The organism is Bradyrhizobium sp. BWA-3-5, from assembly GCF_032917985.1.
Lineage (GTDB): Bacteria > Pseudomonadota > Alphaproteobacteria > Rhizobiales > Xanthobacteraceae > Bradyrhizobium.
Genome location: NZ_CP136626.1, coordinates 2,487,381 through 2,508,868, shown reverse-complemented (window position 1 = coordinate 2,508,868; position 21,488 = coordinate 2,487,381). Strand labels below are relative to the sequence as shown.

At 64.0% G+C, this 21,488-nt stretch carries 23 protein-coding genes; 13 read left to right on the top strand and 10 right to left on the bottom strand.

The window, feature by feature from the left end; all coding sequences use genetic code 11:
- Positions 1-21: 21 nt before the first annotated feature.
- On the bottom strand, positions 22-222 hold the full coding sequence (locus RX331_RS11935) for a hypothetical protein (RefSeq protein WP_317256756.1): 201 nt from the start codon (positions 220-222) through the stop codon (positions 22-24).
- A gap of 245 nt (positions 223-467) precedes the next feature.
- On the opposite strand from RX331_RS11935, the gene RX331_RS11930 reads away from it, so the two are divergent.
- Positions 468-1,445, top strand: coding sequence for a DUF2336 domain-containing protein (locus RX331_RS11930; protein WP_317256755.1), 978 nt, complete (start codon positions 468-470; stop codon positions 1,443-1,445).
- 68 nt (positions 1,446-1,513) lie between these two features.
- Here the strand turns inward: RX331_RS11930 and RX331_RS11925 are convergent, their stop codons facing one another.
- Genes RX331_RS11925 through RX331_RS11915 form a run of 3 tightly spaced genes read right to left on the bottom strand, consistent with a single transcriptional unit; the run spans position 1,514 to position 4,433 of the window.
- Entirely contained in the window at positions 1,514-1,858 is a 345-nt protein-coding gene (locus RX331_RS11925; protein ID WP_317256754.1) for a DUF1491 family protein, read from the bottom strand.
- Positions 1,859-1,891: 33 nt separating this feature from the next.
- Positions 1,892-2,611 (bottom strand): peptidoglycan-binding domain-containing protein, encoded by a 720-nt coding sequence (locus tag RX331_RS11920; RefSeq protein ID WP_317256753.1) that lies wholly within the window; start codon positions 2,609-2,611, stop codon positions 1,892-1,894.
- Positions 2,604-4,433, bottom strand: a complete 1,830-nt coding sequence (locus RX331_RS11915; RefSeq protein ID WP_317256752.1) for a PAS domain-containing sensor histidine kinase — start codon at positions 4,431-4,433, stop codon at positions 2,604-2,606. The genes RX331_RS11920 and RX331_RS11915 overlap by 8 nt, the downstream gene beginning before the upstream one ends.
- Before the next feature lie 401 nt (positions 4,434-4,834).
- Here RX331_RS11915 and RX331_RS11910 point away from each other — a divergent pair, with 401 nt between their 5' ends.
- Complete coding sequence (locus RX331_RS11910; protein ID WP_317256751.1) at positions 4,835-5,266, top strand: DUF5330 domain-containing protein; 432 nt, start codon at positions 4,835-4,837, stop codon at positions 5,264-5,266.
- Between the two features lie 82 nt (positions 5,267-5,348).
- Positions 5,349-5,777 carry a SufE family protein gene (locus RX331_RS11905; RefSeq protein WP_317256750.1) on the top strand — a complete coding sequence of 143 codons (429 nt, stop codon included), beginning with the start codon at positions 5,349-5,351 and terminating at the stop codon, positions 5,775-5,777.
- Between the two features lie 18 nt (positions 5,778-5,795).
- On the opposite strand, the gene RX331_RS11900 is transcribed toward RX331_RS11905, so the two are convergent.
- Positions 5,796-6,209 carry a MucR family transcriptional regulator gene (locus tag RX331_RS11900; protein ID WP_065728006.1) on the bottom strand — a complete coding sequence of 138 codons (414 nt, stop codon included), beginning with the start codon at positions 6,207-6,209 and terminating at the stop codon, positions 5,796-5,798.
- 183 nt (positions 6,210-6,392) lie between these two features.
- Complete coding sequence (locus tag RX331_RS11895; protein ID WP_317256749.1) at positions 6,393-7,238, bottom strand: DUF308 domain-containing protein; 846 nt, start codon at positions 7,236-7,238, stop codon at positions 6,393-6,395.
- Between the two features lie 335 nt (positions 7,239-7,573).
- On the opposite strand from RX331_RS11895, the gene RX331_RS11890 reads away from it, so the two are divergent.
- From RX331_RS11890 to RX331_RS11880, 3 genes are all read left to right on the top strand, one after another.
- A complete protein-coding gene (locus RX331_RS11890) occupies positions 7,574-9,223 on the top strand; it encodes a glycosyltransferase family 39 protein (protein ID WP_317256748.1) in 1,650 nt (549 codons plus the stop codon).
- 104 nt (positions 9,224-9,327) lie between these two features.
- Positions 9,328-10,107, top strand: a complete 780-nt coding sequence (locus RX331_RS11885) for a class II aldolase/adducin family protein (protein ID WP_317256747.1) — start codon at positions 9,328-9,330, stop codon at positions 10,105-10,107.
- Between the two features lie 29 nt (positions 10,108-10,136).
- The gene (locus RX331_RS11880; protein ID WP_317256746.1) at positions 10,137-11,120 is read left to right on the top strand and encodes an NAD(P)-dependent oxidoreductase; all 984 of its coding nucleotides are present in this window, start codon (positions 10,137-10,139) and stop codon (positions 11,118-11,120) included.
- 41 nt (positions 11,121-11,161) lie between these two features.
- On the opposite strand, the gene RX331_RS11875 is transcribed toward RX331_RS11880, so the two are convergent.
- The 4 genes from RX331_RS11875 to RX331_RS11860 form a co-directional block, all read right to left on the bottom strand.
- Positions 11,162-11,644, bottom strand: coding sequence for an REP-associated tyrosine transposase (locus RX331_RS11875; protein ID WP_317256745.1), 483 nt, complete (start codon positions 11,642-11,644; stop codon positions 11,162-11,164).
- 68 nt (positions 11,645-11,712) lie between these two features.
- Entirely contained in the window at positions 11,713-13,113 is a 1,401-nt protein-coding gene (locus RX331_RS11870; protein ID WP_317256744.1) for a M20/M25/M40 family metallo-hydrolase, read from the bottom strand.
- A 6-nt stretch (positions 13,114-13,119) separates the two neighbouring features.
- Positions 13,120-14,439 (bottom strand): glycosyltransferase family 87 protein, encoded by a 1,320-nt coding sequence (locus RX331_RS11865; RefSeq protein ID WP_317256743.1) that lies wholly within the window; start codon positions 14,437-14,439, stop codon positions 13,120-13,122.
- Positions 14,440-14,474: 35 nt separating this feature from the next.
- Complete coding sequence (locus tag RX331_RS11860; RefSeq protein ID WP_317256742.1) at positions 14,475-16,085, bottom strand: helicase HerA-like domain-containing protein; 1,611 nt, start codon at positions 16,083-16,085, stop codon at positions 14,475-14,477.
- Positions 16,086-16,414: 329 nt separating this feature from the next.
- Between RX331_RS11860 and RX331_RS11855 the strand changes: the two genes are divergently transcribed.
- The 7 genes from RX331_RS11855 to RX331_RS11825 all read left to right on the top strand — a co-directional run bounded on the left by RX331_RS11855 (position 16,415) and on the right by RX331_RS11825 (position 21,461).
- On the top strand, positions 16,415-16,780 hold the full coding sequence (locus tag RX331_RS11855; RefSeq protein WP_317256741.1) for a DUF2267 domain-containing protein: 366 nt from the start codon (positions 16,415-16,417) through the stop codon (positions 16,778-16,780).
- A 54-nt stretch (positions 16,781-16,834) separates the two neighbouring features.
- The gene (locus RX331_RS11850) at positions 16,835-17,242 is read left to right on the top strand and encodes a DUF4332 domain-containing protein (protein ID WP_317256740.1); all 408 of its coding nucleotides are present in this window, start codon (positions 16,835-16,837) and stop codon (positions 17,240-17,242) included.
- A gap of 74 nt (positions 17,243-17,316) precedes the next feature.
- Positions 17,317-18,174, top strand: a complete 858-nt coding sequence (folP, locus tag RX331_RS11845) for a dihydropteroate synthase (protein ID WP_317256739.1) — start codon at positions 17,317-17,319, stop codon at positions 18,172-18,174.
- Positions 18,171-18,542, top strand: a complete 372-nt coding sequence (folB, locus tag RX331_RS11840; protein ID WP_317256738.1) for a dihydroneopterin aldolase — start codon at positions 18,171-18,173, stop codon at positions 18,540-18,542. Before folP ends, folB begins: the two co-directional genes overlap by 4 nt.
- A gap of 1 nt (position 18,543) precedes the next feature.
- Positions 18,544-19,035 (top strand): 2-amino-4-hydroxy-6-hydroxymethyldihydropteridine diphosphokinase, encoded by a 492-nt coding sequence (folK, locus tag RX331_RS11835; RefSeq protein ID WP_317256737.1) that lies wholly within the window; start codon positions 18,544-18,546, stop codon positions 19,033-19,035.
- A gap of 84 nt (positions 19,036-19,119) precedes the next feature.
- Complete coding sequence (locus RX331_RS11830) at positions 19,120-20,997, top strand: methylmalonyl-CoA mutase family protein (protein ID WP_410708185.1); 1,878 nt, start codon at positions 19,120-19,122, stop codon at positions 20,995-20,997.
- Complete coding sequence (locus tag RX331_RS11825) at positions 20,994-21,461, top strand: GFA family protein (protein ID WP_317256735.1); 468 nt, start codon at positions 20,994-20,996, stop codon at positions 21,459-21,461. The genes RX331_RS11830 and RX331_RS11825 overlap by 4 nt, the downstream gene beginning before the upstream one ends.
- Positions 21,462-21,488: the final 27 nt, after the last annotated feature.

The following is a 21,488-nucleotide window of genomic DNA, read 5'->3' as shown; positions in this document are numbered from 1 at the left end:
GCATGTGCAAACGTCCGTGGTTCAGGGGCGCCGACGGCGACGGCGACCAGGCGCCGTTCCCTCTTCCGGCCCGCGCCCGTCACCGGCTTCGCCGGCTTGGCGTTCGATACGGACGACAGGAAGAATCAGCACGGTACCCAGGCCATCGCGTGGAGCGCCATCCATGGTTGAGCCCGGCCGCCGCGAAGCCGCATCCGCCGGAAATTCAATGATGGTGCCCATAATCCGTTCTCTCTGGTTGCCGCGCGGACACGAGCTGGCCGGCGACATGCCATCATTCAGAACAGAACGTGGTTAACGGCATCTTAATGTGTGAGGTCGGTACAGTTACGGGCTCGGACAGCTCTACTCCGTTCGAAAAGCTCGCATTTTATCGGATTTCTTCACGGGCCGTTTTCCTTAACCAACCATTAAAGTGCCTTCACGTAGTCTGACGCGAAGGATGATCGAAGTCGCGTATCCCTGACATGACTGCAGCGCCATTGTTTCCAGGTTTCGACGGGCTGATGACGCTCTCGCGCCGCGAGGGCGTCGACATCAGGCCGACCTTGCTGCGCGTGCTGACTGACCTTTACGTCCAGACCAGCGCCCATTCGGCGGACGAGGAACGGCACTTCGTCGAACTGACGTCCCGCCTGATCGAGCAGGTCGACGACGCCACCCGCGCCGCGGTGCGGGCGCGGCTTGCGATCTATCCGGCGACGCCGGCCGAGATCATGGTCAAGCTCGGGCTGCGGCGTCCGCAGCCCGGCGAGCCCCTGCCGCTCGCCGCCGAAATTGCCACTGCCGCGGCCACGCCGCCGGCGGCGAAGGCGCCGACCGAGGCGGAGCTGCGGATGGCGTCCAGCCTTTCGATGCGGCCGAACGATGCCGCCGAAATCAGCGACATGTTCTTCGCCGGCAGCGCCAGCGAACGCGCGCTGATCCTGCACAATCTGGCCGATACGCCGCTGAAGGCCTCGCCGCGCATTCCTGCCGCCCGCGCCGCGCGCGCGCTCCATATTCTGGAAATGGCCGCTTTCGCCGAGGACACCGAGAATTTCACGCTCGAGCTCGGCGAGGCCCTGATCCTGCCGCAGCGGATCGCGGCACAGGTCGTGGGCGATCCCGGCGGCGAGCCGCTGGCCTGCGCGATGAAGGCGCTGGATATGTCGAGCGCGATCTTCCAGCGCGTGCTGCTGTTCCTCAATCCGGAATTCGGCTCATCCGTGCACAACGTCTACCGCCTGTCGCGGCTCTACGACCGCCTGAGCGAACGCTCTGCGCTGGTGATGCTGGCGGCCTGGCGCGGCTCGACCATGGCGGTGACCCGCGCCAAATACCGCGCCGCGCTGTACGACGACGAACGCCACCGCGCCCGTGCGACGAATTTGCAGGCACGGCCCGCAGTGCAGCCGGGCACGGCGCCGGCCGTGCGCACCGGTACCGACGGCTCCAAGCGCTAGCGCCGCTATTCTGTCTGACGCGTTTTCTTCACGCGAGCCGGTGCCCACCTCGCTCGAAAACGCTTTGGTCAGGCTTTCGCCAGATCCAGCAAGTGGCGCCCTGCCCGGTCCTCGGTCTCGACGATCCACGCGTCGGGATCGAAACGGATTTCCTTGGCGAGGCGCTCCTCGACCGACTGTTCCGGCACCGGCGCCGGCGAAGCCGCCGCGAACAGCCGCTCGGCTGGGCGGCTTTCGTCATAGACGGTCTGCGGCGCGGGGGCGTACAGCATGGCGTTGCCGTCGAGCAACGCCACCTTGACGAACACCGCGCCCGCCTCCTCCGCCCCGCGCTTGCGCACGGCGCCAAAGATTCCCTCGGTCTGGCAGCGGCGCAGGTAAGCAGCCACCCAGATGGATGATTTCAATCGCATGTTTCGGACGATAGGCCAGCGACCGGGCCGAAGCTAGTCGATCGGGTGCCCGATCATCGCCGTGAGCTCCTTGACCAGGCGATCGGACATCTGGCCGGTCACCGGAAGCTTGCGGTCGCGCTCGAATTTCGCAATCGCGGCCTGCGTGTCCGAACCGACCGCGCCGGTCGGCTTCAACTGACCGTAGCCGTATTGCGTCAGCGCACGCTGCACCGCCGCCACGCGCTTCGCGCCCGTGCTCTGCGCATTCCCCGGAATCGGTGCCGGCGGACGCACGCCATTGGCGGGCGCCGTGGTGGTCGCGTTGGTCGACTTGACCACCAGATTGGCCATGGGATCGGCATTTTTGGGATCGGCGCTCTTCGGATCGCCCTTGATCTCGACCTGCTTCGGATCGGCGCCCCTCGCCTCGACCGGCCTGATTTCCGGCGGATCGGTGTCGGCCGACCGGGTCAATTCAATCGGGCGCGGCCGCGGCAGCGGGTTGGTGACGGCGGTTTGCGGCACCGGCAGCGTGACGACCGAGCCGAACATCGGCGACGGATGGCGGCCGGCCTGCAGGAACAACGCGTTGGCGACGATGGCGCAGATCGCGGCGGCGGCGAGCAGGCCCGCGACCATGTCCTTCGGACTGTGCAGGAACATGCGCATCAGAAGACCGCGCTGTTGCTCCACCGCGACCGCAGCGGCCTTCGCGCTGCGACGGCGGCGGCGCGGCATCTCCTCATCGTCGTCGTCGATACGCCTAGGCACTCTTCTTCACCTGAGCTTGATCCTGTGATTCCGGTCGCTGCGCCGGCACCAGCGTCGCGACGTTATTTGAAGGCGACAGCAGCGGCACAAAGTCAAGCGGCAAAGCGACCGTCACCGTGGTTCCCTCGCCGACCGTGCTCTGCACGTTCATCTCGCCGTCGTGCAATGCGACCAGGCCCTTCACGATCGACAGGCCAAGGCCGGTGCCTTCGTGCTTGCGCTGATAAGTCTTCCCGGCCTGGAAGAACGGATCGCCGATCCGCGCGAGATCCTCGGCGGCAATACCGACCCCGGTATCGGTGACAACCAGCATCAGCCGCGTCCCTTCGGTCGCGGCGGAAACCGTCACGCTACCGCCGCGCTCGGTGAACTTGATCGCGTTGGTGATCAGGTTGAGCGCGATCTGCTTGAACGCGCGCGGATCGCCGTTCATCACCGGCAAATCCTCGGCGGCGCGGGTGACCAGGTCGACGCCGTTGTCGCGCGCCTTCAGCGCCAAGAGATTGCAGCAATGCAGCAGCGCGGCGCGCGGCGCGAACGGCTCCGGCGAAATTTCGAAATTGCCGGTTTCCATCTTCGACATGTCGAGGATGCCGTTGACCACCGACAACAGATGCTGGCCTGAATCGTTGATCAATTGCGCGTATTCCCTGCGGCGCGCGGCGTCGAGCATCATCGCCTCTTCATGCACGATCATCTCGGAGAAACCGATGATGGCGTTCAGCGGCGTGCGCAGTTCATGGCTCATGGTGGCGAGGAATCGCGTCTTGGAGGCATCGGCCTGCTCGGCGGCGGTGCGCGCCAGTTCGAGCGCCTGCTCCTGGAGCTTTCTGTCGGTGATGTCGCGCATCACGGCAACGACCTCGGATTCCGGCGAAACCTGGTCGAGCGTCCGGCAACGCATCTCGACCCAGATGAAATCGGCGGATGTGTTCTGACCGCGCGTCGCATCGCGGCGCAGGCGGAATTCGACGCTGCGCTGCTCACTGCCGCGCGCGGCATCCGACAGCGCCGTGAGATAGGCCGGGCGATCGGCGACATGGACGCGATCGAACAGGCCGTGGCCGGTGAGCCGGGCGCACGGCGTGCCGAGCATGGCTTCCGCCGCCGGCGAAATGAATTCCACGGCGCCATTGCGGTTGTGACGCGAAATCACGTCGCTCATGTTGCGCGCGAGCAGCCGGTAACGGTCTTCTTCCAGACTGAGCATGGCGACGGAAGTGCGCGCCAGCGATTCAGCGCTGACGGCCAGCCCGGCGGCATAGAGCGTTGCCGAAGCAACGCCCGCCCCCATCAGGACGCCGCGCAAGGCGGCGTTCGGCTCCGCCTCGGGCAGGAGATGGAAATGTCCGAGCGCGATCAGCGAGGCGGCGCACAACAGCGCCAGCGCGGAAGCGAATGCGACGACGCGGCGCGAAGCCGACAGCGCCGATTCCAGCGGAACGACGATGAGCCAGACTGCAGCGAATGATTCGATGCCGCCGGTGGTCACGGCGACCATCATGACAAGGCCCGCCAGCGCCAGCGCGGACAGGATATGCGCACCCGCATAGTGGCCGGTGCGCGACAGGAACCACGACAACAGAATGGGTGCGATCAGCCAGGCGAACGCCGCGACCTCGATCGCCGTGGGCGCCCCGCGCATCGCCAGATAGACCGGAAAAGCGGCAAGCGCCACCAGGCTGCCGAGCAGCCGCGGCGCCATGAATGCGCGATGACGCGCACGCGTCAGCGCATCATATCGTGCGGAGGGATGCAGCAATGCATCGAGACAATCGCGGATGATACTCAAAACAGTCACGGCTCTCGCGCTTCGGCTCATTCGTCAGACAGACGCGCCGGAACGCCCCCATTATCCTTAGGCGCCACCGTGTCAGAGCGAACTTAAGCGAACGCTAAGGCGTGGCGGATTGGCGCCCGACACCGTCATTGCGCAGTGATTTCGCGCGCCGCACGGCCTCGATTTGGCGCGCATGGTGAACGACGGGTTTCCAAGCGCGGCCAATCTAGGGTTTCGAAATGGTGGATGCGCCGGTGCGGCTGCTTTCCCTGCATTGAGCACCATCAATCGAAAATTTACGCCGAATCGAATCTTTGCAATTTTCGGCAAGTTTTCGCCGAATTTACTTCAATGAAAACACTTACGCTTTATCCACGACTGTTAGTCAGAAACGAAGCTGCGCCTTAACTGCGGCACAACCAAAAGACGACCGGGGTCGCGACATGTCTTTTCTTCTTCGCATGGCATTCTGGCTCGGGCTGGTGCTCGTGCTGCTGCCCAGGGAAAAGACGCCTGAGGCGGACAAGGCGCCACAGATCAACGCATCCGAAGCGGTGTCGGCGGCGACGGCCGCCGTCTCCGACATGAGCCAGTTCTGCAAACGCCAGCCACAGGCCTGCGAGGTCGGCGGCCAGGCCGCGACAGTTATCGGGCAACGCGCGCAGGATGGCGCCCGCCAGCTCTACAAGATCATCACCGACAAGAAGCCCGACCAGCCCGGCGCCCAACCGAGCGCTCCCGCCAAGAAGCCGGACCACACCAGCTCGATCGATGCCGAGGCCGTGGTCACGGCCGCAGCCCCCACCGATGCGCTGACGAACGACGACATGGCGATCGAATGGCGCCTGCCGCGGACGCCGCTGGCCGCGAAATAAGGCGGCGGAACCGGTTCCATTTCCGTCGCTTTCGTTGGATCCGCATCCTATATATGCCATGAGAGAACGGACGCGGGCTGCGATGACGATCGACGAAATCAGGGAAAATTTCGAGCTGCTGGAGGAATGGGACGACCGCTACCGGTACGTCATCGAGCTCGGCCGCACGCTCGAGCCGATGCCGGAGGGCGAACATTCCACCGAGAACAAGGTCAATGGCTGCGTCAGCCAGGTCTGGCTTTCCAGGCAGATCGACCGCAGCGGCAATGGCGAGCCGCACCTGAAATATCTCGGCGACAGCGATGCCCACATCGTCCGCGGCCTGATCGCAATCCTGCTCACGCTCTATTCCGGCCGCACGCCGCAGCAGATCCTTTCGACCGATGCGCTCGCCGTGTTCGACGAATTCGGATTTCGCGAGCACCTGACGCCGCAGCGCTCCAACGGCCTGCGTTCGATGGTCGAGCGCATCCGCAACGACGCGCGCGAGGCGCTCGCCGCGGCCTCATAGAGGCGGCAGCGGCGGAAGCTACTTCCGTTTCCGCGCCTGCTGGCCGAGGCCCATCTTCTTGGCGAGCTGCGAGCGCGCCACCGCGTAATTCGGCGCCACCATCGGATAGTCCGGCGGCAGGCCCCATTTGTCGCGGTATTGCTCGGGCGTCATATTGTATTGCGTGCGCAGATGGCGCTTCAGCGACTTGAAGCGCTTGCCGTCCTCCAGACAGACCAGATATTCCGGCGTCATCGATTTCTTCACCGACACGGCGGGCTTGGCCGGTTCGAGTGGCGTCTCAGGCCGGCCGCTCGACACCCGCATCAAGGCCGCATGGACCTGGCTGATCAGGTTCGGGATTTCCGAGGCCTGGGTCGGATTGTTGCTGAGATAGGCCGACACGATATTGGCGGTCAGTTCGACGGGCGTTTTGCCGGCGGGATCGGTCATGGCTCAACCTTCTGGGATCAACGAATGCATCTGTCGGCCGCCCGGTTCGGACAGTATTTGGCCGCGCCTATACATCGGCGGAATCCGATACGACTTGGCGAATATGAACGAAGTGCCGGGAAACTGACAAGAACGGCGGCGCTGTATTTTCGACGATCGGTCTCGCGGCAAGTATTGCCCGGCTTACGCCCGCTGATCGAGGTGCGCGCGCAACTCATCGATCGAGGCGAAGCGCATCATTCCCTCGGGCATCTGCGCCTCGATCGAACCGTCGGAATAGAGCGAATAGGCCATGCCGTCGACGATGCCCGATTTCAGCACCGTCACCCCCGGCTGCTCCTCGATGCGCGGCGGTCCGCCATTTGGTTCGGCGAGCGGTGGCGCACGGCCGCGCCGCGGCAGCGGCGGCTCGCTGGACTTTGCGCGTTCTCCCCGCGGCCAGGCAGTGTCGAAGGATGGTGGCGGCTCGGCCGGCTCGACCATCGGTATGGTGGGCGGCTTGGAACGCAGGTCCGACGACAACGGGTCCGGCGGCAGCGGCTCGCCGGTGCGCGTCTGGGCACGCTCCCGTTCCTTTCGCGTTGAGGCAAACAGCAGATTGCGCTTCGGCTTGGGTGCCGATGGCGCGGGTTCGGGGTGCGTTGGCTCCGGAATCGGATGATCACGCAGAACCGCCTCATTCTGCCATGGCGGCGGCGCCGCGGGCGGGAATGGCCCAGGCATACCGGGCGGTTCGGCGGCCGGCATGCCCACGCCAGCGGAATCGCGCGCCGCGGCAGGCGCAAGCGCCGGCCCCATCGCGGCCTCGTCGCGCGCTTCAGATAGCGTGGAACCGATCCGCCGCGCGATGTTCTTCAGCTCGCGGACCGTCATCCACAGCCCGAGCATGATCACGCCGGTGCAGAAGCCCATCACGCCGGCAAGGATCATCGTGTTGCCGGTACTGAGCTGGACCGAAATCCCGAATGCGGTCGCCAGCAGGCCTGCCAGAACGAGGCCGACGCCTGCGACCAACATGAGAAACATCATTGAACCAACCCCTCAGCCGCGCCCGAAGGCTCGCCAGCCGCCCGCGCCACGATACCGTCTTATTGCGCGCCCCGCCAACCGCCATTTGTGCTTCGGGTTCCGTAGGTGCGTCATCCGTATTCCCTGTGGGCGAGGTCATTTCCATTCAGGCGCCATTCAGCCCGCCGGCCGTAGTTTTACCAGCTACTAATTACTGCCCTTTTGTTGCATTGCATCAGGGATTTACGCCACAATTCCCAATTACTTGGAAAGGGAACTGCGCTATATGGGTACCCGGGGAATGAGGCTCAACAATAGCCACGCTGGGCCATAGGGACGCTGGGTTACCGATCGCCATGTCTTCCATCACGACTTCTGCCCTCGACACGCCCGTGCGGCGCTCGGTGGAGCGGACCTGCGACGACCTTGCCATCTTGCTGCTCGCCGTGGTCGCTATCGTTGCGGGTCTGACCTTCCGCGACTACGGGCTGGGCTGGGACGATTACACGCACGCCGAATATGCCGACCTGCTGCTGCGCATGTACGGTTCCGGTTTCAAGGACACCGGCGCGCTGTCGTTCGCCAATCTTTATATGTATGGCGGCGGCTTCGACATGGCTGCGGCGCTGCTGCACAAGATCATTCCACTGGAACTGTTTGAAACACGCCGCCTGCTCGGCGCCGTCGTCGGCCTGATCGGCCTTGCCGTGACCTGGCGGCTGGCGCGCCGCGTCGGCGGCCCGCTTGCCGGCCTGGCAACCCTGCTGCTGCTCGCGCTCTGTCCGACCTTCTACGGGCACATGTTCATGAACCCGAAGGACGCGCCGTTTGCCGTCTCGATGGTGATCCTGATCCTGGGCCTGGTGCGCCTTGCCGAGGAATATCCCGCGCCCTCGCCGCGAACCGTCCTGATCGTCGGCCTCGGCGCCGGTCTTTCGATCGGCTGCCGGATCTTGGGCGGGCTGGCGCTGGTCTATGCCATCGTCGGATTCGTTCCGCTGCTGATCGAGGAGGTGCGCAAGCAAGGCCCGCGCGAAGCGATCCGCCGCTTCGCCCATGTCGTGTATGTGCTGCTGCCCGGCCTCGCGTTCGGGTATCTGGTCATGGGTCTGGTGTGGCCGTGGTCGATCATGGAGGCGGACCACCCCTTCAAGGCGCTGACCTATTTCTCGCACTTCTTTGAAAAGCCCTGGAAGGAAATGTTTGACGGCGCGCTGGTGTCGGTGCCGGACATGCCGTGGTCCTATTTGCCGACGCTGTTCGCGCTGCAGCTTCCCGAGGTGCTGCTTGGACTGCTGGTCGCCGGCATCGTCGGAAGCTTCACGTCGCTGTCACGCCTCGACGTGACGGCCCGCCGCAAGACCATCCTCCTGATGCTGACGCTGGCGGCGACGTTGCCGCTGGTGATCGCCATGGTGAAGCGGCCCGCGCTCTACAACGGCATCCGGCATTTCGTGTTCGTCATCCCGCCGATGGCGGTGCTCGCCGGCGTTTCCTTCGCATGGGGCATGAACTGGCTCAAGGATCATCACCGCCGCTGGCAACCTGCCGCGCTGGCGGTGTTCACGTTCGGCCTGCTGCTGCCGCTCAGCGAGATGATCCGCCTGCATCCCTACGAGTACACCCACTTCAACCACATCGCCGGCACGGTGCGCGCGGCCGACAATTACTTCATGCTGGACTATTGGGGGCTGGCGCTGAAGCAGGCGTCCGACGGGCTGCGCCAGGAACTGATCGAGCGCCAGGAATTTGCGCCGCAGGGGCGCAAATGGAAGGTTGCGGTGTGCGGTCCGCAGCGACCGGCGCAAGTCGCGCTCGGCCCGGACTTCACGATCGGCTGGGACAGCCAGTCCGCCGATTTCGCAATGACGCTGGGCGAATTCTACTGCAAGGGCCTTACCGCGCCCGTGATGGTCGAAATCAAGCGCGACGATGTCGTGTTCGCGCGCGTCTACGACATCCGCGGCAGGCCCATCCCGACGCTGCTGGCTATACCGGCGCCGTAAGCGCTGCAAAGGCATGACTGCCAGTCGCGGCGGCTGCCTTGCTGGCCGTCCGGTGCAGGATTAGGCTCGCCCTCCAGATCAGCCATCCACGGGAGAAGCGCGCCATGTCGCCAGCCGAAGCCCGCCTGAAGCAGATTCCATCCGGCATGACGGACGCCGAGTGGAACCAGCGCGTCAATCTCGCCGCCTGCTATCGCCTCGTCGCACTGTACGGTTGGGACGATCTGGTCGACACCCACATCTCGGCGCGCGTGCCCGGCCCCGATCATCACTTCCTGATCAATCCCTATGGGTTGATGTTCGAGGAAATCACGGCGTCGAGCCTCGTGAAGGTCGATCTGCACGGCAATCAGCTCAGCGAGAGCGAATACAGCATCAATCCGGCCGGCTTCACCATCCATTCGGCGATCCACGAGGTGCGCGAGGATGCCGGCTGCGTGCTTCATCTGCACACGCCCGACGGAACCGCGGTGGCGAGCTGCATGGAAGGCCTGCTGCCGATGAACCAGACCGCGCAATTCGTCACCCACGACCTCGCCTATCACGATTACGAGGGCGTGGCGCTGGATCATGACGAGCGTCCGCGGCTGCAGCGGGATCTCGGCAACAAGAACCACATGCTGTTGCGCAACCACGGCACGTTGACGGTCGGCCGTTCGGTCGCCTCCGCCTTCGAGCGGATGTATCACCTCGAGCGGGCCTGCACGATGCAGGTGCGCACCCGCATGCTGGGCCCGACCGCCTACCCGATCGAGCAGGCCGTGATCGACAAGAACGAGCAGCTGTTCGCCAATGCCGATTTCGCGGAACGGCGTTCAACCCAGCTAGTGTGGCCGCCGCTGCTCCGCAAGCTCGATCGGCTCGATCCGAGCTACAAGAGCTGAGCCGGGCTGGCGCGAAAGGTCTTGCTGGCGTGACGATACTGGTGACCGGCAGTTCCGGCCATTTGGGCGAGGCCTTGATGCGGACGCTGCAGGCGCAGCGGCGCGAGGCTATCGGTATAGATATTCTGCCTGGCGGCTTCACGCACCAAATCGGCTCGATCGCCGACCGCGCCTTCGTGCGCCGCTGCATGCGGCACGTCACCACCGTGCTGCACGCGGCAACGCTGCACAAGCCGCATGTGGCGACGCATGGCCGGCAGGATTTTGTCGAGGTCAACATCACGGGCACGCTCAATCTGCTGGAAGAAGCCGCCGCGGCGGGCGTCTCGGCGTTCGTCTACACCAGCACCACGAGCGTCTTCGGCGATGCGCTGGTGCCGCCGCCGGGTGCGCCGGCGGCCTGGATCACCGAGGACGTCACGGCCGTGCCGAAGAATATCTACGGCGTCACAAAGGCGGCGGCGGAAGACCTGTGCCAGCTCTTCGCGCGCAACCATGCGCTTCGCAGCATCGTGCTGCGCACCTCGCGTTTCTTTCCCGAAGAGGACGACAGCCGCGCGGTCCGCGAGGCCTATGCTGACGCCAACATCAAGACCAACGAGTTCCTCTACCGGCGCGTCGATATCGAGGATGTGGTCGGCGCCCACCTCTTGGCTGCGGAGCACGCGCCATCGGCCGGTTTTGCAAAGTACATCATCAGCGCCACCACGCCGTTCACCCGCCAGGACGGAGCGGAGTTGCGCAGCAACGCGCCGCGCGTGGTGCACCGTTACGTGCCGGACTATGAGGCCGAATTTGCACGGCGCGGCTGGACGATGACGCCCAGCGTCGACCGCGTCTATGACAACGCGCGGGCGCGGGCCGAACTCGGCTGGCAGCCGCGCCATGATTTCCGCGCGCTGGTCGCGCGGCTCAAGGCCGGCGAAGACATCAGCAGCCCACTTGCGCGCGAGGTCGGCAGCAAGGGCTATCACGACCGCGTCTTTCGCGATGGCCCGTATCCCGTGGAGTGAGACTGCGGTGGACGCGCCGCGCCGATGTGCTAAACTGTCGGCTACATACCTCTACACGTCAGGAATCCAAACGCCGCCCAATCCCGGGCGGCGTTTTTATTTGAGCGCATCAATCCATGCTTTACGGAATTGATATGGACGTAATCGATGTGACGCGCGAAATCGTCCTCATCGCGAATCGTATGCTCCCAATAACGCCGCTGCCAGATGCCACGCTCGCGCTTGGCGGCGCGGCTGTCTGAAATAGGCTCGCCGACACCGAAGCTGCGTGAGAACGTCGATTTGATCAGCCGCCAGCGCGTAGCAAAATCCCGATTGTCTTCAGGCACGGTCCAGACCGCGTGTAGATGATCCGGCAGTATGACGATCGCGTCGATCGTGAACGGATGACGTTCTCGAGTCTCGCGAAACGCAAAGCGGAGGACGTCGACATGCTCCGTCAGCAGCCGCGACCGTCGGTCGGCAAGATTGACCGTGAAGAAGAAACAGCCGCCGGGAATGAAATTGCGACGGTATGCGGTCATCGGCTGCCCGCGTGAGGAATTGATGGGTTTCGCTTCCGCTCTACCCAGCCTACGGCACTACACACCTTTTACTTCGCCTCCGCCAGCGCTGCCAAAATCCGGGCCCAGGAGCGGATGCCCTTGTGGAAGCTCTTGAGGTCGTACTTCTCGTTCGGCGAATGGATGTTGTCGTCGTCGAGGCCGAAGCCGACCAGCAGGCTGTCGAGGCCGAGCGTGCGCTTGAAATCGGTGACGATCGGGATCGAGGCGCCGGAGCCGACCAAGAGCGCCTCCTTGCCCCATTCCTCGGTCAGCGCGCGCTTGGCGGCTGCGAGCGGCTTCATGTTCCAGTCGAGCGCGATCGCCGCGCCGCTGGAGTGCTCGGTGAACACGGCCTTGCAGTCGCCGGGCAGCCGCGCGGTGACATAGTCGCGGAAGCCCTGCTTGATCTTCTGCGGGTCCTGGCCCTCGACCAGGCGGAAGGACACCTTTGCGGAAGCTTCCGCCGGGATCACGGTCTTCGAGCCCTCGCCGGTATAGCCGCCGACGATGCCGTTGATATCGCAGGTCGGCCGTGAGGAGATCTGCTCGATCAGCAGGCGATCCTTTTCGCCGGCGGGGATCGAGAGACCGATCGGCTTCAGGAACGCCTCCGGCGTCAGATTCAGGTTCTTCCACTGCGCCAGAATATCCGGCGGCAAATCCTTCACGCCGTCGTAGAAGCCGGGAATGGTAATGCGTCCGTTGTCGTCGAACAGGCCGCCGAGGATGTTGGTCAGCACGCGGATCGGGTTGCGCGCGCCGCCGCCGAACACACCGGAATGCAGGTCGCGGTTCGCGGCCTTGATGGTGACCTCGTCATACACCAGGCCGCGCAGCGAGGTGGTGATGGCCGGCGTGTTCGGATCCCACATGCCGGTGTCGCAGACCAGCGCGAAATCGGCCTTCAGCTCGTCCTTGATTGCTTCCATGAACGGCACGAAATTTTTCGAGCCGACCTCTTCTTCGCCTTCGATCAGGATCGTGACATCGACCGGCAGCGTTCCCGTGACCTTCTTCCAGGCGCGGCAGGCCTCGATGAAGGTCATCAACTGCCCCTTGTCGTCCTCGGCGCCGCGCGCAACGATGATTTTTCTGCCGTCGGCGTGGTCGGCGACGACGGGCTCGAATGGCGGGCGATGCCAGAGATTGAGCGGATCGACCGGCTGCACATCATAGTGCCCGTAGAACAGCACGTGCGGCCGCCCATCGGTGCTGCCATTCATCTTGGCGACGATTGCGGGATGCCCAGCCGTCGGCCTCACCTCGGCCTTGAAGCCGAGCGTTGCGATGTCCTTTGCCAGGTGATCGGCCGCCGCCTTGCAATCCGCGGCGAAGGCCGGATCGGCCGAGATCGACTTGATCCGCAACAGCGCGAACAGACGCTCGAGGCTATTGTCGAAATCGGCATCGATATGATCGAGGACCGGCTGGATCTTTGCGTTGGACATGGCTGATCATCCCTGGCTGTGAGCCTTGTTATTGGCATCAAGTTGTAGCTTGCCCGCTGGATCAGGCAAGGCGGCATCCGCCGGCGGATGACGCATGTGCCAGACCAGCCCGGCCGCGAGCAGGATGGTGGCTGCAAGATTGTTGCCATAGGCCTGCAAATCGATCGGAAACAGTGGAAGCGACAGGCCTAGCAACGCGCCCGCGCCCGCCAGCAGCAGCCATGTGCCGGTCCTGATGGTGGGACGCGGATCGTTGGCAGCGCGGTGGAGCAGCACCGTGATCGGAAAGAACAGCCACAGGAAATAATACTGGCGGGCCAGCGGTGACGCGACCGTCATCAGGCAGAAGAGGATACCGAGTTCCTCGGCGTCCGACCGCTCGGTCCGGCGCGATGCCGGCGGCATCACCGCGATGTATCCGAGCCCGATCGCCAGCGAGATCACCAGCATGATCAGGTTCGCCGTCTTGAAGTCGACACTGGCGATATTCATCGTCCGCACCGGCTTGGAGGGATTGTCCTGGTTGTAGTTGATCGGCCGCGTCAGGCGATGCGTCATCGCGATGATCGACTGGTTGACCCACGACCAGTTCTGTTCGTCGCGCTGTCCGAACCCCTTCTCGGAGCTCGATCCCACCATGCCCTGGTACCAGGTCTTCAACTCGCTGACATTGTGCTGGAAACCGCGAAACGGCGCGGGCAGCACGAACAGGAACACACCGATGAATATCAGCATGCTGGCGGAAGCCACCCATTGCCTGCGCCACACCAGATACGGCAACACCGCGACCGGAAACACCTTGATGGCGGTCGCGAGTGCAAACATGCAGCCGGCCATCCAGCCGCGCTGGTCCCGCAGCAGCCAAAAGCCGTAGAGCATCAGGGACAGCAGCACGAGGTTCGGCTGGCCAAGATCGAACATGTCGAACACGAAGGTGACGGTGATGAAACCCGGCAGCGCTTCCAGCCACGGCCCAGGCTTGTGCCCCGATCCGGCCATCGCATGCGAGAACTGCGCCGTCATCCACCACGCAACGATGTTGAGGAACGACAGGCACAGATAGAGCGGGATCTTGCCGAACCAGGCCGGGATCGCCAGCAGCACCGCCGACAGCGGCGGATAGATGAATTCGAAATAGGAAGCGGGATTGTCGGGATAGAGATTCTGGCCCTGCAGCACCTGCTGCCCGGCCCAGAACCACAGCGGATAGTCCTTGGTCTTGCCGCTGCCCCAGATTTCCGGGACCAGCACATCGGCGGTGAGCGCGATGCAGCAGACCAGAAACAGGATATCGAGCGGCCTTCGCAGCGACGGATATCTCAGCACACTCGCTTCCGGATTCGTAAGAGGAGATCGTGGCTCTATCGCCGCAGCAATCCGCCGAGCGCGCCGCGCACCAGCGCCCGCCCGACCGAACTGCCGAGCGATCCGCCGACCGATTTGCCGAGATCGGCCACGATGCCGCCGACCACCTTGTTGGTGACCGAGCGCGTCACGTCCCGCGCAATCACCTGGCCTGTCGAGAGGCGGCCGCGCTTGACGTTGGTGCCGAAGATCGTGCCGACGATCGAACCGATCTGCCCGAGGATTCCGCCGCCCTCGCCGTTCGCAGGCGCCGCCGTTCCAGCCACGCGCTTCTGCAGCATCTCATAGGCGGATTCGGCATCGACCGCGGTGTCGTACTTTCCCTTCACCGGGCTCTTATTCATGATCGCCTTGCGCTCTTCCGGCGTGACCGGCCCGATCCGCGCCGTCGGCGGGCGGATCATGACGCGCTCGACCATGGTCGGCGTGCCGCCGCCTTCGAGGAACGACACCAGCGCCTCGCCCTTGCCGAGCTCCATGATGACGCGCGCGGTGTCGAGCTTGGGGTTGGGCCGGAAGGTCTGCGCCGCCGCATTGACCGCCTTCTGGTCGCGCGGCGTGAAGGCGCGCAGCGCGTGCTGCACGCGGTTGCCGAGCTGGGCCAGCACCTTGTCCGGCACGTCGATCGGGTTCTGGGTGACGAAATAGACGCCGACGCCCTTGGAACGGATCAAACGCACCACCTGCTCGATCTTGTCGAGCAGCGCCTTCGGCGCGTCGTTGAACAACAGATGCGCCTCGTCGAAGAAGAACACCAGTTTCGGCTTCGCCAGGTCGCCGGCTTCCGGCAACTCTTCGAACAATTCCGACAGCATCCACAGCAGGAACGTGGCATAGAGCCGAGGGCTCTGCATCAGCTTGTCGGCGACCAGGATATTGATCATCCCGCGGCCGTCGCTGTCGGCCTTCATGAAGTCCTTCAGCAACAGCGCCGGCTCACCGAAGAATTTCGTTCCGCCCTGGTTTTCCAGCACCAGAAGCTGACGCTGAATGGTTCCGATGGTCGCCTTGCTGACATTGCCGTAGCTCTGCGCGGCCTTGCGTATCTCTTCATAAGGATCGAACTCGGCGTCCGGCCCCTTTTTGCCGCCGGCCGGCGCAATCGCATCCAATAGCGACCGCAGATCCTTCATGTCGATCAACGTCAGGCCGTTTTCATCTGCCACACGGAATGCGACATTGAGGACGCCTTCCTGCACGTCGTTCAGATCGAGCATCCGCGACAGCAGCAGCGGCCCCATCTCGGTGACCGTGGCGCGCACCGGATGGCCCTGCTCGCCGAACACGTCCCAGAACACGGTCGAAAACTGGTCGGGTTGGAAATCGAGGCCCATTTCCTTGGCGCGCTTGAGGATGAAATCCTTGGCCTCGCCGACTTCGGCAATTCCGGACAGGTCGCCCTTGATATCGGCCGCGAATACGGGAACACCGGCGCGGGCAAAGCCCTCCGCCATGATCTGCAGCGACACGGTTTTGCCGGTGCCGGTCGCGCCGGTGACAAGCCCATGCCGATTGGCGAGCGCGAGCGTCAGCCAGGCCGTCTCATCGCCCTTTCCGATGAAAATCTTCTCGTCAGTATCGGCCATCTTGTTATCGGAGGTCGCCATCGCATCGCCTCTTCGCGCGCATCGGGGAGATTTGGTTCTCAATCATATCGCATCCTGGCCGCCGATTGAAACAATCAGAGGCGAATACGTGAGTGTTCACTCGCCTCGTCGTTCCCACTTCTCATGCTTTTTTCCAAGCTTGGGCGAAAAATCGAGAACGCAGCGCAATAAATCTGCGTGAATCCGGCATTCACTCTTGCATTGCTGCAACACTTGCAGAGTCAAAATCGAATCGGCGGGCGCCAATCCTTGTAATTCAGATCGCAGGCGCTCAAGATCAACTTGCAAGGAGACGACCCGGTATAACCGGTTGGGGACGGGGCAAATAGATGGACGAACTGATTGGGCGGCTGGCCTTCAAGGCCGGCATCGATAGCGCTGTCGCTGAAAAAACCATCGGTATTGTTCTTGGATTTCTCCGTAACGAGGGCCCTTCAGACAAGGTTCAGGCCCTGATCGACCAAATTCCCGGGGCGGAAGCTGCGATCGCAGCTTCGAGCAGCAGCGGCGGACTGTCGAGGCTGATGGGTGGAGGCTTGATGGCGGTCGGCACGCGGCTGATGGCGCTTGGCCTCGGCATGAACGAGATTCAGAACGTGGCGCGTGAACTTTTCAGGTTCGGACGCGACAAAATCGGAGCGGATCAAATGGGCGAAATCATTAAGGGCACGCCGGGTCTCAGCCAGTTCGCATAGCACGAAGGTTGGCGAGCACATTCGACGCGGGCACATTCTTTTTCATCCGGTATCATGACTTATCCCCTTTCCGAGATCGACGGCTTGACCGCCTACCCTGCCTCGAAACTTAAATCGTTGGGCATTCGTACCACCGACGCGCTGCTGGAAGCCGCCCGCACGGTGAAAGGACGCAAGGCGCTTGCGGCAAAGACCGGCATCAGCGAACAGCAGCTGCTGGAATGGGCCAATTTTTCCGACTACATGCGCATTCCCGGCATGGGCAAGGCCAAGGTGGGCCTGATGCGCGCGGCCGGCGTCACCACGGTGCGCGAACTCGCCCACCGCAATCCGGCGCGGCTCGCCCAGAACATGAAAGACGTGAATATAAAACGTAAGCTCGTTCGGGTGCTGCCCTCCGAAAGATCGGTGGAGTTACTGATCGAGCAGGCGCGAAGGCTTCCGCCCAAGATCAGCTATTAGGATTTCCCCTCGGGACAGCTTCACCGCTATTCTCCCGCCTTGACTCCCCGCCGCGGACCGCGCAAAGCGACCGCATGATGGCAACCAAGCCCAGATCGAAAGCCGCGACCGGTTCTGCCGGCCATCCGGTGCTGCCTGCGCTGTTGTCGAGGCCCTATCCGGCGGTGATGGGCGTGCTGAACGTCACGCCCGATTCATTCTCCGACGGCGGGGAGTTCGCGGCTCCCGAGCGCGCGCTGGCGCAGGCGCAGCGAATGATCGCGGATGGCGCCGACATCATCGACATCGGCGCGGAATCCACCCGGCCCTATGGGTCGGAACCGGTCTCGGCGGAAGAGGAATTGAAGCGCCTGGAGCCGGTGCTGGCCGGCGTGGTGGCGCTCGGCATTCCCGTGTCGATCGACAGCATGAAATCCGCCGTCGTTGCCTGGGCGCTCGATCAGGGCGCTTCCATCGCCAACGATGTCTGGGGCCTGCAGCGCGATTCCGGCATGGCCGGCCTCGTCGCCGAGCGCGGCGTGCCCATCATCATCATGCACAACCGCGAGCACGCCGATCCCGCCATCGACATCATGCAGGATATCGCGAATTTCTTCACCCGTTCGCTCGACATCGCCGCGAAGGCCAAGATTTCATCCGACAGGATCGTGCTCGATCCCGGCATCGGCTTCGGCAAGACGCCCGAGCAGAGCATGACCGCGCTGGCACGGCTCGGCGAATTGCAATCGTTCGGACTGCCGCTCCTGGTCGGCGCCTCGCGCAAGCGTTTCATTAGCACGGTCACACCGTCAGAACCGGATCAGCGCCTCGGCGGCTCGATTGCCGCCCATCTGCTGGCGGCGCAGAGTGGCGCGCGGATCATCCGGGCGCATGATGTTGCCGAAACCGTACAGGCGCTGCGCGTAGCTGCCGCAATCAGGGAACAGGGATGAGCGATACGATCTTCATCACCGGCATCGTCATCCACGCCCGCCATGGCGTCATGGACCATGAGAGCGAGGTCGGCCAGCGTTTCGTCATCGACCTCGAACTTTCCATCGACCTGTCGGAATCCGCGCACACCGACAGGCTGTCCGACACCGTGTCCTACGCCAGCGTGGTCGCGACCGCGACGGCGGCATTCAAGGACACCAATTACAAGCTTCTGGAACGCGCGGCCGGCGCAGTTTCGGACGCGATCTTCGCCGCGTTCCCGCGCATCAATGCGGTCAAGGTCACCGTCCACAAGCCGCATGCGCCGATTGCCGCGATCTTCGAGGATGTCGGCGTGGTGCTGACGCGCAAGCGGCCCTCGCCCTGAGATGGCCAGCGTGCTGATCGCGCTCGGCGGCAATGTCGGCGACGTCCGCGCGACATTCCGCAAGGCCGTCGCCAATATTTGCGGCATGACGCAGGCCGCCCTCATCGCGCGATCCTCCGACTACACCACGCCGCCCTGGGGCGAGGAACACCAGGCGTCGTTCACCAACGCCTGCATCGAGATCGAGACCAGCCTCGATCCGCATGCGCTTCTGTTCACGCTGCACAAGATCGAGAAGAAGTTCGGCCGCGACCGCGCGAACGAGACCCGCTGGGGGCCGCGCACGCTCGATCTCGATCTGATCGCCTATGACGATGTCAGGCTCGACAAGCCGGAGCTCACCCTGCCGCATCCCAGGGTCTTCGAGCGCGCTTTCGTGCTGGTGCCGCTGGCCGAAATAGCCCCCGACCGTGTCATTGCGGAACGCCGCGTGGCGGACGCGCTGGCCGAGCTTTCCACCGAGGGTATCCAGCGGCTGCCCGACCTCAATTGAGGCCCAAAAGGCCAAAAACAACCGTTTGGCTTGGCGGCTGCGGCATGGCAATTTCCGGCCAAATCAAGCGACGACCAGGGATTGATGAGCCGGATGACTGGGATTGACGAGCTGACATTGGCCGCGGAGTTTCCGCAGGCGACCTATGAGGACTGGCGCAAGCTGGTCGACGGCGTGCTGAAGGGCGCACCGTTCGAAAAACTGGTCAGCAAGACGTCCGATGGCCTGAAAATCGACCCGATCTACCGCCGCGCCAAGGGCGCGTCGCCGGTCGCCGGCCGGGCCGCCGCGGCGCCCTGGCAGATCATGCAGCGGATCGATCATCCGGATGCAAAGGCGGCCAACGCACAGGCGCTGCACGATCTGGAGAACGGCGCGACCGGGCTGACGCTGGTGTTTGCCGGCGCCAATGGCGCCCATGGTTTCGGGCTCGATCCTTCGGCGGAGGCGGTCGCGCAGGTTCTCGACGGTATCCATCTCGACGCCGGGATCGGCATCGAGCTGCAGATCGGCCCGCAGTCGCGGATGGCCGCCATTCACCTCGCCGAATACATCAAGGGCAAGGGCATCGATCCCGCCGCCTGCGACATCCGCTTTGGCCTCGACCCGCTCGGGTCCGGCGCAGTGTGGGGTTCAAGTCCCTATAGCTGGGACGAAATCGTCCCGGCCATTACCGGCGCGGTGAAAGGCCTTGCCGCGATGGGCTTCAAGGGTCCACTCGCCGCCGCCGATGGACGGGTGATCCACGATGCCGGCGGATCGGAGGTCCAGGAGCTGGCGTTCGTGCTGGCCTGCGGCGTCGCTTACTTGCGCGCAATCGAAGGGGCTGGCGTGGCGCTCGAAGTCGCGCAGGGCATGATCTATGCGCGGCTCCGCGCGGATGCCGACCAGTTCCTGACGCTGGCGAAATTCCGCGCGATGCGGCTGCTGTGGGCGCGGATCGAGCAGGCCTGCGGGCTGACGCCGAGGCCGCTGTTCGTCGCGGCCGATACCGCCTGGCGCATGCTGACGCAGCGCGACGCTTACGTGAACATGTTGCGCGCGACAATGGCGACCTTCTCCGCCGGACTTGGCGGCGCCAATGCCATCACCGTGTTGCCGCATACGCTGGCGCTGGGACTGCCCGATCCATTCGCGCGCCGCGTGGCGCGCAACACGCAACTGGTGCTGCTGGAAGAATCCAACCTCGCCAAGGTCTCGGACCCGGCGGCCGGCTCCGGCGGCATCGAAACGCTGACGAGGCAGCTCTGCGAAGCCGCCTGGCCGCTGTTTCAGGAGATCGAGAAGGCCGGCGGCGTTTTTGCCGCGCTCCAGCAGAACCTGCTTCAGAAAAAGGTCGCAGCAACGCGGGCTGTACGCGAGACCAATATTGCCAGGCGCCGGGACGTGCTGACCGGCGCTAGCGAATTCCCGAACCTGCATGAAGACGATATCGCGGTGCTCGACGCCGCGCCGATCGTGCTGCCGCCCTATGGCGAGGCGAAATTCAAGTTCGACCCGCTGCCGCCGATCCGCCTCGCCGCGGCGTTCGAGGCGCTGCGTGACAAGTCGGATGCGAAGCTCAAGGCATCAGGCGCGCGGCCAACAATCTTCCTCGCCAATCTCGGCACGCCGGCCGATTTCACCGCGCGCGCCACGTTTGCGAAGAGTTTCTTCGAGACCGGCGGCATCGAGGCGCTCGACACGCAAGGATTTACCGACCCTGCCGTCATTGCCGACGCGTTCAAGGCCTCGGGCGCCGCAATCGCCTGCCTGTGCTCGTCCGACAAGGTCTATGCGGAACACGCCGCGGCGGCCGCAAAGGCCCTTCAAGCAGCTGGCGCCAAACATATCTATCTGGCAGGGCGGCCCGGTGAGCAGGAAGCGGCACTGCGCGCGGCGGGCATTAGTGATTTCATCTTTGCCGGCGGCGATGCGCTGGCGATGCTGCAGGAGGCCTGGCGGCGGATGGAGCAAGCATGACGGAAAACAACCATAAGACAGTCCTGACCGGCGGCTGCCAATGCGGCGCCGTCCGCTTTGCGGTGTCGAAAGTGCCGCCCAAGGTCAGCATCTGCCATTGCCGGATGTGCCAGAAGGCGTCGGGCGCGCCCTTCGCTTCCCTTGCCGATATCGAGCACGAGCATTTCACCTGGACCCGCGGCAAGCCCGCGACGTTCCAGTCCTCTTCGATCGCCGAGCGCGATTTCTGCCCGTCCTGCGGCACGCCGCTGACCTACCGCCTGATCGGCGGCCCGCGGATCGAGATCATGACCGGCACGTTCGACCGCCCGGACCGGGTGGTGCCGACGCGGCAATATGGCACCGAATCCCGCCTCGGCTGGGTCGTCGGCATCGCCAATTTGCCGAGCCAGACCACGATGCAGAATTACGGGCCGGAGAAGATGGCGACCATTACAAGCCATCAGCATCCGGATCACGATTAGGGGTGCCGCTTCCCCGGCTTCACTTGT